Here is a 16,883-nt window from a genome sequence, read left to right as displayed (position 1 = left end):
GGTTTGCGCGGGAAGGGGGAATCCGTTACTTTTGCACTTTGATTAATCACATTAAAATTAACTGGTGGATCAGAATATCTACGCCCAGCGCGGTGTTTCAGCTGGAAAAGAAGACGTGCACAATGCGATAAAGAACATTGACAAGGGCCTGTTTCCAAAAGCGTTCTGCAAAATTGTACCCGATATTCTCGGTGGACAGGCAGATTACTGCAATATCATGCATGCCGATGGTGCTGGTACCAAATCTTCTCTGGCTTATACTTACTGGAAAGAAACTGGTGATCTTTCTGTATGGAGAGGTATTGCACAGGATGCTATCATCATGAATATTGATGACTTGCTGTGCGTAGGTGCAACTGAAAACATCCTCCTGTCTTCTACTATTGGACGTAATAAAGGACTGATACCAGGAGAGGTGATTGCTGCCATTATCAATGGTACGGAAGAGATCCTGGAAGAACTGAGAGGGCATGGTATCTCCATTTTCTCTACGGGTGGTGAAACTGCGGATGTAGGAGATCTGGTACGTACTATCATCGTCGATTCTACCGTGACCTGCAGAATGAAGAGAGCAGATGTGATTTCCAATCATACCATTCAGGCGGGTGATGTGATTGTGGGACTGGCTTCTTATGGTCAGGCTTCTTACGAAACTTCTTACAATGGCGGTATGGGCAGCAATGGTCTGACTTCTGCCCGTCATGATGTATTTAATAAAACGATAGCGGAGAAATATCCGGAGAGCTATGATCCGGGTATTCCTTATGACCTGATCTTCAGTGGTAAAAAAGCATTGACAGATAAGGTAGAGGTACCGGGTTTTGGTAGTATTGATGCGGGTAAACTGGTATTGTCTCCAACCCGTACGTATGCTCCGGTGATTAAGAAAGTGCTGGAAGGATATCGTGCACAGATTCATGGTTTGGTACACTGTAGTGGTGGTGCGCAAACAAAGGTGTTGCACTTTGTTGACAACGTGCATGTGATTAAGGATAACCTGTTCCCGATTCCACCGTTATTTAGTCTGATACAGGAGCAATCCGGTACAGGATGGAAGGAGATGTATCAGGTGTTTAATATGGGTCATAGAATGGAATTGTATGTACCTGAGGCGATAGCAGCGGATATTATTAAGATTAGTGAGGGCTTTAATATAGAAGCGAAGATAGTAGGAAGGGTAGAGGCGGCAGAGAAGAAACAGGTGACGGTGAGGAGTGAAAAGGGGGAGTTTATTTATCACTAAATTGAAAGAGATTTTTCCTTTTAAATAGAAATAGGCTGATCACAGATCAGCCTATTTCTATTTAAAACATCGGGTATACTTTCTTCCTCTTATTAGAATAGTATTCCTTCAGGCTGAATTCAATTGGAATATTACATTGCGCCGGAACACCTTTCCCATTTTCCATCGCAGGTTTCCACTTAGGCATAGACCTGACCAGCCTGATAGCCTCCATTTCCAAATGTCCACCCAGCTTAGGACTTATCGTACTTACATTTTCAATCCCTCCTTCGCCATTAATAGTAAATAGAACTGTGACAGTGCCTTCTATACCAGATTCCAGTGCTTCCTGTGGGTATTGGAAGTTCTTTTTCAGGTACTTCACTAACCCATTATCGCCACCTGGAAATTCAGGTTTATTAGCCGGGTTAGTATAATAGATCTTATTGAGTGCAGAATCTTTTGGCGTTACTGTTTTAGGAACAACGGGCCCAAGATAAGAAAAGTTGGAATAGGATCCTGATCCTTCCAGGCGGTATCTGATAGGAAGATTGAACTGTACAGCTACCTGTTTACCATCTACCAGACCCGGTTTCCATTGGGGCATGATACTGACTACTCTTAAGCTTTCTCTCTGTAATGAGGTATCCGTATTCGGACTTTTACTGATTGGATGGATGATGTTACCATTTTCATCTACAACAAATTGGATAAATACCGTACCCTGTACATTGTTTTTCTGTGCAGAGCGGGGGTAATGAATATTATGGGTTAAGAAATCGGCCAATGCCGTTTCGCCACCTGGAAATTCCGGCGGGACGTCTGTTTTGTAATAGATCGTTCCGGTCGGATCTGTGACGGGGGATTGTGCAAAGGTGTTGAGAGAAATTGTGCTCAGGTACAGAAATAATACAGGTATGATGTGTCGCATAGTGGCGGCAAACTAAAGAAAATATTTATTTTTTACGCTTAGGAAGTACGAATCATATTTCTACCTCATACCTGATCGGCAAATTAAACATCACACTCACCTTCTTCCCCTCCTGTGACCCCGGTTCCCACTTCGGCATCGCCTTCACCACCCTGATACTTTCCTCCTCCAACCCATACCCATGCTGTTTACCCACCGTCTTTACATCATGTATCATCCCATCCGCTCCCACTACAAACTGCACAAACACCGTTCCCTTCACACCTGCTTTCTGCGCCTCCTTCGGATAATGAATATGCTGCGACAGGTACTTCACCAGCTCCTCCTCACCACCCATATACGCCGGCGGATGCTCCACAAAAGTAAACACCTCATCCATGGCAGCAGGGCTGGTTACTGCCATGGTGGGTCGCTGACTACCCATAATCAGCAATAAAACAATAGCTATAGGGATAATAAAAGTCTTCTTTATAAATATGTAATTCGTCTTATCTGCAAGCAACATCGTGATCCTTCTCTTCACCGGCGATTGTCCAAATGTACTCACCCCTGCGAGGGAAGATGTGTGCAAGGCTGTTTGCAACAGCAGCTTTGCATAGTCGGCCTGCATATCCGAAGCAGCTGCCTTATCTGCTATGAACTCATGGACCATCGCCAGCTCTCTCTTCATTAAATAAAAGAAAGGATTGCACCAGCACACCGCACAAACCACCTCCATCCACAATTTATCTATGGTATGATATCCCTGTACATGCGCCAGTTCGTGTCGCAATACAGGTTCCTCCAAACGATCATTCAAAAAGATCTGGTTAAAGAAAGAAAAGGGTGACTCCACAGCAGCATGCCGTATAATCCTGTACCCCGAATCCTCTTTTACTTCTCCCTGCAAAGCCAGTTGCCGTAGTTTGCTCCAGTTCAGCACTATACGGCCCCCCAAAAAAATGCCTACCAATATATATAAGGTATATAATAAGGTCTCTACATTAAAAGAATCGCCTGATGCTGAAACAGGCCCGGAAGCATACGCCCTCACCGCCAGCATCTTCATCATCATCCCCTGCTGCACAAAAGGAAACTGTATCAGTGGCAGCACTAATGCAATTACCGGCGCCACCAGCAAAAAGACTCTATTCCATGTATGCAGGGTACTATTCTTCAATGCTATTGCATAATAACAGTACAACACCCCTGAGCAGATCAATACCTTAATGATATACGGAAGCATCATTTCTTTTCAGCTTTTTTGATTTGTTCCAGCAGAGATTCTAATTCTAAGATGCTGAGATCGTTTTTTTTCACAAAAAAAGACACCATATTTTTAAAAGAACCTGCAAAGTACCCCTTTGCCATCTGCTGCAGCGTAGTCTGACTATACGCTTCTTTGGTAATCAATGGAAAATACTGATGTGACTTCCCATACGCCTTAAAATCCACAAATCCTTTATCAATCAGGATCTTCACCAGCGTACTGATCGTATTATAATGCGGTTTTGGCTCAGGAAGGGTTTCAATAATGTCTTTTACAAAGGCAGGTCCTATCTGCCACAAGGCCTGCATAATCTGTTCTTCTGCTTTGGTCAATGTTTTTATCCCCGACATGTCGCTTAATTTATAATGTAAACTAATAAATTAGTTCTAACAATCTAGCATGGATTTAGCTATTTTTGTTATACTAAACCCATTTTCAAAAGTACATGAGCGCAGAACAACCGATTATACAGTTATCAAACGTCAATATATATCAGGGTAGTTCCCTGATCTTGTCAGATGTAAATATTACGGTGAACAAGGGTGAATTTGTATACCTGATAGGAAAGACGGGAACAGGCAAGTCCAGTCTGCTGAAAACCCTGTACGGCGACCTGGCCCTGAAAGAGGGTTCCGGTCAGGTAGTAGGATTTGACCTGAAAAAGATGGACTGGAAAAAGGTACCTTACCTGCGCCGTAACCTGGGAGTGGTATTCCAGGACTTCCAGCTGCTGACGGACAGAAATGTGCATGACAACCTGAAATTTGTGCTGCGTGCCATTGGCTGGGAAGACAAAAAGAGGATGGAAGAAAAGATTGACGACGTGCTGGAAAAGGTGGGTCTGACCACCAAAGGCTTCAAAATGCCCTACGAACTGAGTGGGGGAGAGCAGCAGCGTGTGGATATAGCCCGTGCTATGCTGAACTCACCTAAGCTGATCCTGGCAGATGAGCCTACGGGCAACCTGGATCCAGAAACTTCCGACGGTATTATGCAGTTATTATTCCGTATCAGCCGGGAAGAGGGGGCAGCAGTGGTGATGGCTACGCATGACTATATATTATTACAGAAATTTCCGTCAAGAGTGCTGAGAACGGAGAACGGACGTGTGTCTGACCATGCCACCGTCAACTTTGTATAAAAGAAACAGCTTATAATCCGGGTGTAAAATTCCTAGCCGGGGGGCGACAGCCTCTACTCCGGAGGGAATATTTTTACTTATGATGGTTAATTAATAATTTTATTCTACCTTTGCCCCGGAAAAATAGCGACTAATAACCTTTATCATTTTATTATTTATTACAAGATGTCTTACTTAACTGTTGAAAAGAAAGCCAATATTTTTAAAGAATTTGGTGGAAGCGAGAAAAATACAGGCTCCGTAGAAGCACAAGTTGCACTGCTGACTGAGCGTATCAACAGCATTTCCAGTCACCTGAAAGAAAACAAAAAGGACTTTTCTACACACCGCGGTTTAATGAAAATGGTAGGTCAGAGAAAGCGTTTGCTCTCTTACCTGTCTAAAACAAACCTCACAGGGTACCGCGCACTGATTGAGAAGTTAGGTCTCAGAAAATAAAACTGAAACTTTTTTATAACGCTATTCCCAACTTATAAGGTTGGGAATAGCTTTTTTTTAGGTATACCATTTTAATCTTCACTTTATTATGAATCTGACACCTAAATCAGTTAATTTCGATATAGGAGATGGCCGCATAGTCACTCTTGAGACTGGTAAGTTAGCCCGCCAGGCTGATGGTGCTGTTACGGTTCGTCTGGGAAATTGTATCCTCTTAGCTACTGTTGTAGCCAACAAAACACCCAAAGCCGGACAGTCATTCTTTCCCCTAACAGTTGATTATCAGGAAAAATTTGCTTCTGCTGGTCGTATCCCAGGTTCTTTCTTCAAGAGAGAAGGGAAATTATCTGACTACGAAGTTTTAATATCACGTTTGATCGACCGCGCACTGCGCCCTTTGTTCCCGGATAATTATTTTTGCGATGTACAGGTATTGGTTACCCTGGTATCTTCCGATACTGAGGTAGTTCCTGATGCGCTGGCATGTCTGGCTGCATCTGCTGCACTCGCAGTATCTGATGTACCTGTACAGGAAATCATTTCTGAAGTAAGAGTTGCCCGCATTGAAGGGCAATTAGTTATAAATCCAAACCGTTCCCAGCTGGAAAAAGCTGACATGGACTTCATCATCGGTGCTACTGAAAAGAACATCATGATGGTGGAAGGTGAGAGCAAGGAATGTAGTGAGGAAGATATTATTAAAGCAATTGAATTCGCTCATGACGCGATCCGTGTTCAGGTGAAAGCGCAGGAACAACTGCGTGACCTGGCTGGCGTAACTGCTAAACGTGATTACGTACTGCCTTATGAAAATGAGGAACTGAAAGCGAAGATCATTGCATTTGCTAAAGACCCTATCCTGGCAGTAGCTAAGTCCGGTTCTGGCAAACATGAGCGTGGTGATGCTTTTGAGAAGATCAGTGAAGAACTGAAAGAATCTCTCGGCGAACTGCCTGATGAAGATGCAGCACTGGTAGGCAGATATTTCCATGACCTCGAAAAAGAGGTAATCCGTAACATGATCCTGGACGAAAGCGTTCGTCTCGATGGCCGTAGCCTCGATCAGGTTCGTCCGCTGAACATGGAAGTTGATATCCTGCCTTCTCCTCACGGTTCTGCCCTGTTTACACGTGGTGAAACACAGTCTCTGACTACTGTTACCCTCGGTACTCCGGATGATGAGCTGCTGATCGAAAGCGCTGCCACTTCCAAGTATTCTAAATTTATCCTCCATTATAACTTCCCTCCGTTCTCTACAGGTGAAGTAAAGCCAATGCGTGGTCCTGGCCGTCGTGAAGTAGGTCATGGTAACCTGGCTATGCGTTCCCTGAGGCAGATGATGCCAGGTAGTGAGTATGCTTACACAGTACGTGTAGTATCCGATATCCTGGAATCAAACGGTTCTTCTTCAATGGCGACTGTTTGTGCTGGTTCCCTGGCGCTGATGGATGCGGGTGTACCTTTGCCTAAACACGTATCTGGTGTGGCAATGGGTTTGATCTCCCGTGCTTCTGATGGCAAATGGGCTGTACTGACAGACATCCTCGGAGATGAAGATCACCTGGGTGATATGGACTTTAAAGTAACTGGTACCCGCGACGGTATCTGTGGTATCCAGATGGATATCAAGGTAGACGGTCTGAGCATGGACGTAATGCGTAAAGCATTGGAACAGGCTCGTAAAGGTCGTCTGCACATCATCGATGCAATGTACGGTTGCCTCGAAGGTGCCCGTCCTGAACCAAAACCACACGCTCCTCGTATGGAGAAACTGATCATCGACCGCGAATTCATTGGTGCTGTGATAGGACCAGGTGGTAAGGTGATTCAGGAGATCCAGCGTGAAACCGGTACCACCATCAACATCGAAGAAGTTGGTGAAACCGGCGAAGTGAGCATCTTCTCTGCACAGAAAGAAGGCCTGGAAAAAGCACTCACATGGATTAAAGGTATCGTTGCGGTGCCAGAGATCGGTGAAGTGTATGAGTCTACTGTAAAATCAGTAATGCCTTACGGTGCTTTCGTTGAATTCCTGCCTGGTAAACAAGGCTTGCTGCATATTTCTGAAGTTTCCTGGAAACGCCTGGAAAATATGGAAGGCGTGCTGACCGAAGGTGAGAAAGTGAAAGTGAAACTGGTAGGTACTGATCCTAAGACCGGCAAATTCAAACTGAGCCGTCGTATCCTGATGCCAAAACCAGAGGGTTATGTAGAAAGACCTGAAGGTGACCGTCCGGAGCGTGGTGATAGAGGTGACCGTGGCGATCGTCGTGATGGCGGTGATCGTGGTGGCAGAGGTGGCGACCGTGGTGGTTTCCGCAATGATCGCGGTGGCGATCGTGGTGGTGACCGCGGTGGAAGCAGAGGCGGCGACCGTGGTGGTTTCCGTGGTGACCGCGATGGCGGTGATCGTGGTCAGCGTCCACAACAGGACCCTCCAATCTCTTCCCAGGCCGATGAGCCAATGGAACCAATGTTTGACGAATAGTTTAGTCTATATTTTTCAAATAAATCAACAGGTGTATCAGGAAACTGGTACACCTTTTTTTTTGCTTATCCCTCCCCATTGACCGCTCCTAACATTTATATCCCATTATCAGATATTCTATTATAATTTCATAACAGATTGAATTTTATTATGAAGATTCCACAAGCATTGAGAAACACCCGCTATTTCTTAAACGGAAACAATTTTAATGTGCTTTGCCTGTTCTTTTTTCTCCTGCCCTGGATGACACAGGCACATCCTGTACCACCAAAAAAGGAATTTTATAGTTTGCTGGTATATCATCTGAAAGATAAAGGGCAGGAGGCCAGACTGGACACCTATTGCCAACAGGCACTGATCCCATTTTTACATAAACAGGGATTTGGTAAGATAGGGGTATTTAAGCCTGTAACGAACGATACTACTCTTTATATACTCATACCTTCAACAAATCTGGAAAAGCTGCTGAAATGGCCTGAAAATGCCTTGAAAGATGCTGCATACCTGCAAAACGGAAAGGACTATGTAGAAACGGCCTGGGATCAGCCTGTTTATAGCAGAATGGAAACGATCGTGTTAGAGGCTTTCCCGGAAATGCCTCAGCTATCTGCTCCTGAATTGAAGGGACCTGACACTGCCAGGATCTATGAATTACGCAGTTATGAGGGGCCTACAGAGCGCTTATACCAGAACAAGGTAGAGATGTTCAATAAAGGGAACGAAGTGGGCATATTTAAGCGCTTAGGCTTTAATGCAGTGTTTTATGCCAGTGTACTGAGTGGTAGCAAAATGCCGAACCTGATGTATATGACGAGTTTTGAAAGCAGGGCAGAAAGAGAGGCGCATTGGAAAGCATTTGGTGCCGATGCAGAATGGAAGAAGTTAATAGGGGATACTTATTATGCCCATAATGTATCTCACCAGGATATTATTTTGTGTCATGCCACTCCTTATTCAGAATACTAAAAATGGCACCCGGTAAGGCGCCATTTTACAATAAGCATGAATATTTATCAGATACGGATTAGTTAGCTTTTTGACAGCTGCTCCAGGTAGAAATTACTTTCCCTGAAGATGATCTTGCCATTCGGTAATTTATAGATCTTGTACTCTCCTCCACCAATATATTCGTAGAAAATCGAGTACTGAGGTACACGTACTTTCGTAGCATTCTCCACTACAGCCAGACGGCCATCCACGAGCAACTGCGACATCATATCTTCGATATATGGTAACAGAATGCCTTCGCCCTGTGTCCAGAACAATGTGAATTTATCAGTATTAAAATTGTACTCAGTATGGGTGGAATCGTCCAGCCATGCCTTGGCTGCTTTGAAATGGTTTTCTACATCAAGGTTGGTCAGGTGCGCGAACTGGATGTTACGGAAACTCTTCGGATCGTAACAGTTGTTGAACAGCATGGTGTCCAGTGTCTTAAAATAGTTCACCAGGTCCACTTTGTTGATCACAATTGTGGTGGTTTTGTTTGTATAAGTAATTGAATCCACCATGGTATCATCATGGAACAACTTCACAACGTCTTGTGCCTGGGTCATGAGGGAAAGAAAGAGGGCAGCGATAGCAAGTAAACAGGTCTTCATAGGATGCAAATTTTATATTAACTATAATGCAAATATAAAATTAACATATTATGTGTTATATAGCTGTAAACAGGGATATTTTACCATTAACATTACAATAACATGAAAATGAGGCTTTAAGGTGTTACCATCATATACAGGATTTGCTGATTTTAATATATTTGCTACATGACACATACAGCTATTACCATTACCTGTACCAATGAAATAAAAGATATTCTTATAGCTGAGTTATCTGAAAAAGGGTTCGACGGGTTTGAAGAACAAGGTGCTACACTGGTAGCATATATACCAGAAAACAATTTTGATGAAGGAGCAGTAAAAGCTCTCACGACGACGTACGGCGTAACGTATACGAGCGAAAGGGTAGAACAGGAAAACTGGAACGCCGTATGGGAAAGTAATTTCCAACCTGTACAGGTTGACAGTTTCTGTGGTATCCGGGCATCTTTCCACGAGCCATTTGATCCTGCTCCGCTGCACGAAATCGTTATCACCCCCAAGATGTCTTTTGGCACAGGTCACCATGCAACCACAGCTTCTATGATAAAGTTGATGCAGGGCATTGACTTCCGTGGCAAAAAGGTATTTGACTTTGGTACCGGTACCGGTATTCTTGCTATCCTTGCTGCCAAAATGGGCGCTGCCGTAATTGATGCGATCGATATCGATACATGGTCCGTAGAAAACACGAAAGAGAACATTGATAACAACAATGCGCTCGCAGTCAAGGTATGGCAATCAGATACCCTGAAGAATATCAGGAATACTTATCATATAGTGTTGGCGAACATCAACCGCAATATTTTACTGGAATTTATGGCCGATATGCGCTCTTTACTGGAAAGAAACGGTATTTTATTGCTGAGTGGTATTCTGAAAGAGGATGAAACGGCCATTTTAGAAGCCGCCAGAAAAAATGGTTTAGTCCTGGAAACTGTACTAGATAAGGATAATTGGCTGGCAATGAAATTATTAGCCAGGAAATAAGTTATATGTTATAACATGGTTATATAATAAGCGCTGATAATCCAATGTTCGTGTTAATGTAAATTTTAATATTTTCTTAACTTTAACAGACTTTAACAGCGAAAAATACTATCTTAGCAAAACCTAACTTATTGTATGACAGAATTATTGTTGCTTTTTTGTGCTTATCTGATCGGGTCCATACCTACCGCAGTATGGGTGAGTAAAGGCGTATTTGGTATGGACATCCGGGAATATGGTAGCGGCAATGCCGGTGCTACAAATACCTTCCGTGTCCTGGGTCCAAAAGCCGGTTCATTTGTGATGCTCGTGGATATGGTAAAAGGAGTATTGGCAGTACGTCTGGCATTATTAGTAGGTTACTATCAGAATCCTGAGCACCTGACTCAGTTGGTCAACTTACAGATAGGTCTGGGGCTGGCAGCTGTAGTAGGACATATCTTCCCTATCTGGGCAAGTTTCCGTGGGGGTAAAGGTATTGCTACCCTGTTTGGATTAGTACTGGCCATTCAGCCACTGGTAGCTATCTGCTGCGTAGCGGTATTCCTGCTGATCCTGTTCCTGACAAGATATGTATCCCTTAGCTCAATCATCGCAAGTATTGCATTCCCGATACTCATACTTTTCATCTTTAATGAGCCTGAGACATTCTATCGCATATTTGCAATTGCTGTCGCACTGATGGTGGTGCTCACCCATCAGAAGAACATCTTCCGCTTACTGAATGGTAACGAAAGCAAAGTGCCTTTGTTCAGGCACAGAGACAGGAAATAATCCTGTTCATTCTGGCATATCTCTTGCACACTTTCACAAATTATTATAATCTTTGATCATGGTTATTACGACCTTAGTAATAGTCATGATCAAATTCTGTTTTTATACTGTAGCATTCGAGGGACGCCCCCTTTAAAATTCAAATTTGTATCAGATGCAAAAAAAATTCCTGTTTATTGGAGTAAGTGTAGCAATGATGATGAGCTGTGCGAAAGTGCCTATCACTGGTCGCAAGCAATTGAACCTCATTCCTGAAAGCACCATGCAGTCCATGGCGCTGACAGAGTATCAGACATTTCTGACAGAAAACAAAACTGTCACCACTGCCGGCAACAAAGATGCTGACATGGTTAAACGGGTAGGTGCACGTATCAGTGCAGCTGTAACCCAGTACATGACCCAGAATAATATGGGGAATGAAGTAGCTGGTTATAAATGGGAATTCAACCTGGTGGATAATAAAGAGGTGAATGCATGGTGTATGCCAGGTGGAAAGGTAGTGGTGTATACTGGCCTGCTGCCGGTTACACAGAACGAAACTTCACTGGCGTGTGTAATGGGCCACGAAATTGCGCATGCGATTGCAAGGCATGGTAATGAGCGTATGAGCCAGCAATTAGTTTCTCAGGGTATTGAGATCGCAGGTTCTGTGGCTTTGAATAAGAATCCACAGGCACAGAATATCTTCTTACAGTCTTTTGGTGTAGGTGGTAATTTAGGGTTGCTGGCGTTTTCAAGACAGAATGAGCTGGAAGCAGATCATTTAGGGGTGATATTTATGGCCATGGCGGGGTATAATCCGCAGGAGGCGATTCCTTTTTGGCAGCGGATGGCGAGTGCTAGTGCGAGTGGTAGCAAGCCAATGGAGTTGATGAGTACACACCCGAGTGATGAGCGAAGGATTGCACAGTTGCAAAGTCTGATGCCAGAGGCGATGAAGTACTACAAACCAGTTAAGTAATTAAATAAGATAAGCCCAGTCCAAACGCTTTTGCCGGAGGCAAAAGCGTTTGGACTGGATCCAAAAAATGAGGCGTGCTGAAAGCACGCCTCATTTTTTGTTTTTTCAATTTCTGAGGACTGCTGAAAGCAGTCCTCAGAAATTGATTTTTTATGCATTTATATCCATCACCTTCTTATTCTTCTGCGCCTTCATCTTCTCCGGCACATGTGCCAGTATCTCCTTCTTAAACGCAGCAATCAACGCCTGTTTTACAAAGAACCGATGCATTACCAAACTAATCTCTCTCACCGGCTCCGGCGACTTAAAAAACCTCACCATATTCATCTGCCTTGCAGACAGATCCTGCAATGACAGCTCCGGCAAAATCGTATACCCCGCATTCAGATCCACCATCCTCTTCAATGTCTCTACACTACCCGTATTATATTCCAGATTCTTATATTCCCCCATCGTAAACTTATCCCTGCATATATTCAACACCTGGTTCCGCATACAATGCCCTTCATTCAACAACCACACCTCCCTCACATCAATATCCTCCGGCCGCACAATCTTCTTCTCAAACAAAGGATTCGTCTTCGCCGCATATACCACGAAAGATTCATAAAACAACGGTTGCTCTTCCAGGTTCGGATTCTCCAGCGGCGTCGCCAGTAACCCACAATCCAGTTGCTCCAGCTTTAATTGCTGTACGATCTGTTCTGTCGGATACTCCCATATCTCTAATTTTACCTTGGGATATTTCTTCATGAAACCTGTGAGGATACGGGGTAGGAGGTAAGGCGCCAATGTAGGAATAATACCTACGCGCAGATTGCCCTGTACTTCTTTTTTATGCCCGGATACAATCTCTTTGATCCGGCTGTTTTCTTTCAGTATGATGCGCGATTGCTCGACTATTTCCACTCCTATTTCGGTAGGTACTACCGGTAGCTTACTCCTGTCGAATATTTTCACCCCCAACTCATCTTCCAGCTTCTGAATCTGCATACTCAACGTAGGTTGCGTAACAAAGCATTTCTCGGCGGCGACGACAAAACTGCGGTAGGTGTCCACGGCGACGATATATTCTAGTTGAACTGTAGTCATACACAAAAGTAACGTAATAAAAACTCCCCGAAAATTATTGGTAATAATTCCCGGGGAGCGTGTCAGCATCATAATATGCGAATGTTAGAATATTCTGTAACGATACTTGATCTTATCTGTATTGTTGTACAGTTCCTTGATATTGATGGAAGCCTGAATTTCTTTCACTGCTTCATCCTTCAGGTTACGGAACTCAGATTGCTTTGCATCAATAGTCGCTTTATCAGCCAGACCATTATCCTGTGCAATCTTCAGCGCATTCGCTACTTTACCATAGTAAGAATCCAACAGTGTAAAGTATTCATTGTATAGGTTCTCAAAGCGTTTGGTCTGCAATACCAGGTCTTCCAGCTGGTTATTCACCTCTTTCAGATTTGGATTTTCACGCAGCAGCGCTTCGTAATCTACCTTCTTGCCTTTGGTATACTTATTCTCCAGGTCATCAAAGAACAATACTACTTTCTCTTTCTTGAAGTCAAAGAAGAAGTCGTTCAGTGTTTCACCCAGAGACTTGTTACCACGCTGTGGCAGGTTAAATTTCAGAGCACTGGCGGTGAACATGATGTGATCATACAGGTTATCGTGCAACAGGTTGAGCTGGTCTTTGTTGAAGTTCAGACCATATTCAAACTTATTGTTCGCATCGTTCAACGCTGTATAATACACTACATATTTGTTCAGTTCTTTTTCAAACTCTTTCAGTGTCTGCTGATTGATTTCTTTATTATTGACACTCACACTGTGCAGAAAGTTCATCACAGAGTTAGCAATCGCCAAAGGAGGCGTCAATGAAGTAAAGCTCTGGAAAATAGGAGAAGCGATGATAGACTTAGTCGATTCTACGATCTTGTTGCTCTTGTCATCGTTTTTGTCCTTCTTACCTTTCAGCACCACTTTTTCTACCAGTTCTACGATACGATCACTCAGCGAGAAACCCAGTTCTTTACTTTCAGGGTTGTTCAGCGATGTGATGAATACATCGAGATTGTTGGTAGTGGTACGTGACTTAAGGTCAATGATTTTTTTGTTTAACAGGTAGTAGGTTTCGCTGGCGTAAACAATGTTGTTCCTGATCAGCTGGTACTTGGTAATGTTGTCAATTTCCCGGCCCTGCAGTAATCCCTGTATAGCGCTTGAATTTGATTGATCGCTTGCCTGGATCTTTTGCAATTCTTCCATTATTCTGCGAATGGTAGTGTCCTGGCTCCTAACTTGTGGCATCACCACATTTTTTAACTCAGCGTTAGGATCCGTTGGTTGTTGAGGCTTAGGTTCCTGAGCCATGGCAATTTGAGTGCCGGCAAGACAGATCAATAGTAGTGTCAGATATCTCATAGAATTAAAATGCATGATATTGGCCTGATTTGATTTGCAAATTGTTCACTGTCAGGTACAATCTCCTCCTAAGGTTATAAAATCAATAACCGGCAGTTGAGACCTGTAAGTGAATTAGCATGCTATTAGTAGCATTTTGGAACTATATCAACCTAAACGTTAAGAAAATATGGTGCCAAAATACATTTTGGCACAAAGATAACAATTTATACTAAGTTGAAATTGTCAGTCTTTCAACTACTTTATTACCTTTGCGACCAAATTATCCACTTTCATGCTGAACAATAAAAAGATAGTGGTGGTATTACCTGCCTACAACGCTGCATTAACACTGGAAAAAACTTACCAGGAAATACCATTTGATATAGTTGATGAGGTAGTACTGGTTGACGACGCCAGTAAGGATGATACCGTCGCCGTTGGAAAAAAATTAGGTATCCAACATATCATCCGCCATGATAATAATAAAGGATATGGCGGAAACCAGAAATCCTGTTACAACAAAGCCCTGGAATTAGGCGCGGATATTGTAATCATGTTACATCCTGATTACCAGTACACTCCCAAGCTGATCATTGCCATGAGCTCGATCATTGCCAATGATGTTTACCCGGTAGTGCTCGGCTCCAGGATCCTTGGAAAAGGGGCCTTAAAAGGTGGAATGCCAGGTTATAAGTACTTCTTTAACCGGTTCCTGACCCTGTTTCAGAACCTGCTCATGAACGAAAAACTGAGTGAATACCACACCGGTTACCGTGCATTTTCAGCGACCGTACTCAGGGATATCAACTATATGGCTGACAATGACGATTTTATCTTTGATAATGAGATGTTGTCCCAGATCTTTATGAAAGGATACGAAATAGGGGAGGTAACCTGCCCTACCAAGTACTTTGATGAGGCATCCAGTATCAACTTTAAAAGAAGCAGTATATACGGATTAGGGGTATTGCGCGTATCATTGCAACACCGCTTCCATAAAATGGGGCTGATCCGGGCGAAAATTTATTAATCAGATGAATGTACAGTGGCAACTTGCTAAAAAATACCTGAATTACTACTTCACAGCCGGTAACCGGCATGATGTGCACTCTCCGTTTGTGTACGCTATGATAGAAGATGTACTGAGGGATAAAAGCCAACCTGCGGATTTTAAAGTAGTTGAACAACTGCGGAAAGAGCTGTTAAAGAGTAATGAAACCCTGCAGGTCACCGATCTGGGTGCAGGGTCGCTTATGAATGCCGGCAATGAGCGGGCAGTGAGAGATATTACAAAGCATGCGGCCAAGCCGCCTAGGTTCGGACAGTTATTTTACAGACTCATTCAATATTACCAGCCAAAGTATTTACTGGAACTGGGTACTTCTATGGGGTTGTCTACTTCTTATATGGCAAAGGCAGCCGCACCGGATGCGAAAGTCTATACGATAGAAGGTTGTCCGAATATTGCGGCAAAGGCAGGGAAGAATTTTCAGTCACTGGGATTACAGAATATCACCCAGCGGGTAGGAAATTTTGACTATGTACTGGCAGGTGTGCTGGATGAGTTGCCACAGGTAGACTATGTATTCATTGATGGGAACCATCGCTCTGTACCTACACTGGAATACTTTGAACAGTGTCTCGCCAAAGCACATGATCATTCCATTTTTATCTTCGATGATATTCACTGGACGGAGGATATGGAGAAAGCATGGAAAACGATCCAGGATCATCCACGGGTAACCTTTACGATCGATTTGTTCTTTATCGGTTTGGTGTTTTTCCTGCCGGATATGAAGATAAAACAACACTTTGTATTGAAATATTAAGAAAAAGGGGATCAATCGATCCCCTTTTTTATTACTTTAGGTGCATAACGTTTATTCCATGATGAAAACAATTTGTACCCTGCTGCTATGCATAATAGTATCTTTCGCCAAAGCACAGACACCCGATTACAGCGCATACAGTTACGAAGAATACATTCACAATGGTGATACCCTTCGCTACCGTATGCTCACACCTTTACACTACGATATCCATAAAAAATACCCCCTTATCGTATTCCTGCATGGATCAGGTGAACGTGGCCGTGACAATGCTGCCCAACTCACACATGGTGGTGCACTTTTTTTAAAAGACTCCATTCGTGATAAATACCCTGCCTTCGTCATCTTCCCGCAACTTCCCAACGATTCTACCTGGGGGCCGTTCGAACGCTCAGATAATGGCCGTATGTTCCCCGCTGATGCACCCCCTACCGCATCCGGCAGATTAGTAGGAGAGTTGGTAGACAGTTTAAATAAAACAGGCAAGATCGATACTAAGAAAGTCTATATCGGCGGATTATCGCTGGGAGGCATGGGTACATTCGACCTGCTGGCACGCTACCCGCAAAAGTGGGCGGCTGGCTTCCCCATCTGCGGTGCAGGGAATGTGGAAAATGCAAAGAAATTCAAAACGGTGCCTGTCTGGATATTCCATGGAGATGCAGATCCTGCCGTACCTGTGAAAGGTTCAAGGGATTATTATGCAGCACTGAAAGGATTGAAAGCTGAAGTAAAATATTCAGAATACCCGGGTGTAGGTCACAATAGCTGGGACAATGCTTTTGCCGAACCGGATTTAATACCGTGGTTACTCTCACACAAGCGTAAATAAAAAGCGCTCTTACTAGTG

General features: G+C 43.6%; 17 protein-coding genes. 11 read left to right on the top strand and 6 right to left on the bottom strand.

The genetic code is table 11. The features are described from left to right. Positions 1–64: 64 nt before the first annotated feature. On the top strand, positions 65–1,243 hold the full coding sequence (locus QQL36_RS33965) for an AIR synthase related protein (protein ID WP_321568307.1): 1,179 nt from the start codon (positions 65–67) through the stop codon (positions 1,241–1,243). A 61-nt stretch (positions 1,244–1,304) separates the two neighbouring features. Here QQL36_RS33965 and QQL36_RS33960 read toward each other — a convergent pair whose 3' ends face one another. From QQL36_RS33960 to QQL36_RS33950, 3 genes are read right to left on the bottom strand one after another with little or no spacing between them, the layout of a single operon-like run. Further along, on the bottom strand, positions 1,305–2,153 hold the full coding sequence (locus QQL36_RS33960; RefSeq protein ID WP_321568306.1) for an energy transducer TonB: 849 nt from the start codon (positions 2,151–2,153) through the stop codon (positions 1,305–1,307). A 52-nt stretch (positions 2,154–2,205) separates the two neighbouring features. Next, positions 2,206–3,381: a M56 family metallopeptidase gene (locus tag QQL36_RS33955; RefSeq protein WP_321568305.1), complete on the bottom strand. Its 1,176-nt coding sequence runs from the start codon at positions 3,379–3,381 to the stop codon at positions 2,206–2,208. Then, positions 3,378–3,752 (bottom strand): BlaI/MecI/CopY family transcriptional regulator, encoded by a 375-nt coding sequence (locus QQL36_RS33950; protein ID WP_321568304.1) that lies wholly within the window; start codon positions 3,750–3,752, stop codon positions 3,378–3,380. Before QQL36_RS33950 ends, QQL36_RS33955 begins: the two co-directional genes overlap by 4 nt. Positions 3,753–3,847: 95 nt before the next feature. Here QQL36_RS33950 and QQL36_RS33945 point away from each other — a divergent pair, with 95 nt between their 5' ends. The 4 genes from QQL36_RS33945 (at position 3,848) to QQL36_RS33930 (ending at position 8,435) form a co-directional block, all read left to right on the top strand. Then, positions 3,848–4,543, top strand: a complete 696-nt coding sequence (locus QQL36_RS33945; RefSeq protein WP_083721503.1) for a cell division ATP-binding protein FtsE — start codon at positions 3,848–3,850, stop codon at positions 4,541–4,543. Positions 4,544–4,708: 165 nt separating this feature from the next. Next, positions 4,709–4,981 (top strand): 30S ribosomal protein S15, encoded by a 273-nt coding sequence (gene rpsO, locus QQL36_RS33940; protein WP_072361215.1) that lies wholly within the window; start codon positions 4,709–4,711, stop codon positions 4,979–4,981. A gap of 88 nt (positions 4,982–5,069) precedes the next feature. After that, positions 5,070–7,469: a polyribonucleotide nucleotidyltransferase gene (locus tag QQL36_RS33935; protein WP_321568303.1), complete on the top strand. Its 2,400-nt coding sequence runs from the start codon at positions 5,070–5,072 to the stop codon at positions 7,467–7,469. Positions 7,470–7,619: 150 nt separating this feature from the next. Next, positions 7,620–8,435, top strand: a complete 816-nt coding sequence (locus QQL36_RS33930) for an NIPSNAP family protein (RefSeq protein WP_321568302.1) — start codon at positions 7,620–7,622, stop codon at positions 8,433–8,435. 62 nt (positions 8,436–8,497) lie between these two features. Here QQL36_RS33930 and QQL36_RS33925 read toward each other — a convergent pair whose 3' ends face one another. Then, a complete protein-coding gene (locus QQL36_RS33925; protein ID WP_083721500.1) occupies positions 8,498–9,070 on the bottom strand; it encodes a hypothetical protein in 573 nt (190 codons plus the stop codon). A 168-nt stretch (positions 9,071–9,238) separates the two neighbouring features. Between QQL36_RS33925 and prmA the strand changes: the two genes are divergently transcribed. The 3 genes from prmA to QQL36_RS33910 all read left to right on the top strand — a co-directional run bounded on the left by prmA (position 9,239) and on the right by QQL36_RS33910 (position 11,795). Continuing rightward, positions 9,239–10,060: a 50S ribosomal protein L11 methyltransferase gene (prmA, locus tag QQL36_RS33920; RefSeq protein WP_321568301.1), complete on the top strand. Its 822-nt coding sequence runs from the start codon at positions 9,239–9,241 to the stop codon at positions 10,058–10,060. A gap of 135 nt (positions 10,061–10,195) precedes the next feature. Next, positions 10,196–10,834: a glycerol-3-phosphate 1-O-acyltransferase PlsY gene (gene plsY / locus QQL36_RS33915; RefSeq protein ID WP_083721498.1), complete on the top strand. Its 639-nt coding sequence runs from the start codon at positions 10,196–10,198 to the stop codon at positions 10,832–10,834. Between the two features lie 154 nt (positions 10,835–10,988). Further along, the gene (locus QQL36_RS33910) at positions 10,989–11,795 is read left to right on the top strand and encodes a M48 family metallopeptidase (protein ID WP_083721497.1); all 807 of its coding nucleotides are present in this window, start codon (positions 10,989–10,991) and stop codon (positions 11,793–11,795) included. A 150-nt stretch (positions 11,796–11,945) separates the two neighbouring features. Here the strand turns inward: QQL36_RS33910 and QQL36_RS33905 are convergent, their stop codons facing one another. Both QQL36_RS33905 and QQL36_RS33900 read right to left on the bottom strand, forming a co-directional pair. Beyond that, positions 11,946–12,887 (bottom strand): hydrogen peroxide-inducible genes activator, encoded by a 942-nt coding sequence (locus QQL36_RS33905; RefSeq protein ID WP_083721496.1) that lies wholly within the window; start codon positions 12,885–12,887, stop codon positions 11,946–11,948. Positions 12,888–12,971: 84 nt separating this feature from the next. Further along, the gene (locus QQL36_RS33900) at positions 12,972–14,222 is read right to left on the bottom strand and encodes a hypothetical protein (protein ID WP_143708725.1); all 1,251 of its coding nucleotides are present in this window, start codon (positions 14,220–14,222) and stop codon (positions 12,972–12,974) included. 274 nt (positions 14,223–14,496) lie between these two features. Between QQL36_RS33900 and QQL36_RS33895 the strand changes: the two genes are divergently transcribed. The 3 genes from QQL36_RS33895 to QQL36_RS33885 are packed head-to-tail and all read left to right on the top strand — an operon-like array spanning position 14,497 to position 16,865. Further along, positions 14,497–15,234: a glycosyltransferase family 2 protein gene (locus QQL36_RS33895; protein ID WP_083721494.1), complete on the top strand. Its 738-nt coding sequence runs from the start codon at positions 14,497–14,499 to the stop codon at positions 15,232–15,234. Positions 15,235–15,238: 4 nt separating this feature from the next. Next, positions 15,239–16,033: an O-methyltransferase gene (locus QQL36_RS33890; protein WP_321568300.1), complete on the top strand. Its 795-nt coding sequence runs from the start codon at positions 15,239–15,241 to the stop codon at positions 16,031–16,033. A 58-nt stretch (positions 16,034–16,091) separates the two neighbouring features. Further along, complete coding sequence (locus tag QQL36_RS33885) at positions 16,092–16,865, top strand: dienelactone hydrolase family protein (protein WP_321568299.1); 774 nt, start codon at positions 16,092–16,094, stop codon at positions 16,863–16,865. Positions 16,866–16,883: the final 18 nt, after the last annotated feature.

It is taken from the genome of Chitinophaga sp. LS1, from assembly GCF_034274695.1.
Taxonomy (GTDB): domain Bacteria; phylum Bacteroidota; class Bacteroidia; order Chitinophagales; family Chitinophagaceae; genus Chitinophaga.
This window is presented reverse-complemented; position numbering and strand designations above follow the sequence as displayed.

What these genes read in the sequence shown, in the direction of transcription:
- QQL36_RS33960 (WP_321568306.1), bottom strand. Translation starts at nt 2,153, where the DNA reads ATGCGACACATCATACCTGTATTATTTCTGTACCTGAGCACAATTTCT.
- QQL36_RS33955 (WP_321568305.1), bottom strand. Translation starts at nt 3,381, where the DNA reads ATGATGCTTCCGTATATCATTAAGGTATTGATCTGCTCAGGGGTGTTG.
- QQL36_RS33950 (WP_321568304.1), bottom strand. Translation starts at nt 3,752, where the DNA reads ATGTCGGGGATAAAAACATTGACCAAAGCAGAAGAACAGATTATGCAG.
- QQL36_RS33945 (WP_083721503.1), top strand. Translation starts at nt 3,848, where the DNA reads ATGAGCGCAGAACAACCGATTATACAGTTATCAAACGTCAATATATAT.
- rpsO (WP_072361215.1), top strand. Translation starts at nt 4,709, where the DNA reads ATGTCTTACTTAACTGTTGAAAAGAAAGCCAATATTTTTAAAGAATTT.
- QQL36_RS33935 (WP_321568303.1), top strand. Translation starts at nt 5,070, where the DNA reads ATGAATCTGACACCTAAATCAGTTAATTTCGATATAGGAGATGGCCGC.
- QQL36_RS33930 (WP_321568302.1), top strand. Translation starts at nt 7,620, where the DNA reads ATGAAGATTCCACAAGCATTGAGAAACACCCGCTATTTCTTAAACGGA.
- QQL36_RS33925 (WP_083721500.1), bottom strand. Translation starts at nt 9,070, where the DNA reads ATGAAGACCTGTTTACTTGCTATCGCTGCCCTCTTTCTTTCCCTCATG.
- prmA (WP_321568301.1), top strand. Translation starts at nt 9,239, where the DNA reads ATGACACATACAGCTATTACCATTACCTGTACCAATGAAATAAAAGAT.
- plsY (WP_083721498.1), top strand. Translation starts at nt 10,196, where the DNA reads ATGACAGAATTATTGTTGCTTTTTTGTGCTTATCTGATCGGGTCCATA.
- QQL36_RS33910 (WP_083721497.1), top strand. Translation starts at nt 10,989, where the DNA reads ATGCAAAAAAAATTCCTGTTTATTGGAGTAAGTGTAGCAATGATGATG.
- QQL36_RS33905 (WP_083721496.1), bottom strand. Translation starts at nt 12,887, where the DNA reads ATGACTACAGTTCAACTAGAATATATCGTCGCCGTGGACACCTACCGC.
- QQL36_RS33900 (WP_143708725.1), bottom strand. Translation starts at nt 14,222, where the DNA reads ATGAGATATCTGACACTACTATTGATCTGTCTTGCCGGCACTCAAATT.
- QQL36_RS33895 (WP_083721494.1), top strand. Translation starts at nt 14,497, where the DNA reads ATGCTGAACAATAAAAAGATAGTGGTGGTATTACCTGCCTACAACGCT.
- QQL36_RS33890 (WP_321568300.1), top strand. Translation starts at nt 15,239, where the DNA reads ATGAATGTACAGTGGCAACTTGCTAAAAAATACCTGAATTACTACTTC.
- QQL36_RS33885 (WP_321568299.1), top strand. Translation starts at nt 16,092, where the DNA reads ATGATGAAAACAATTTGTACCCTGCTGCTATGCATAATAGTATCTTTC.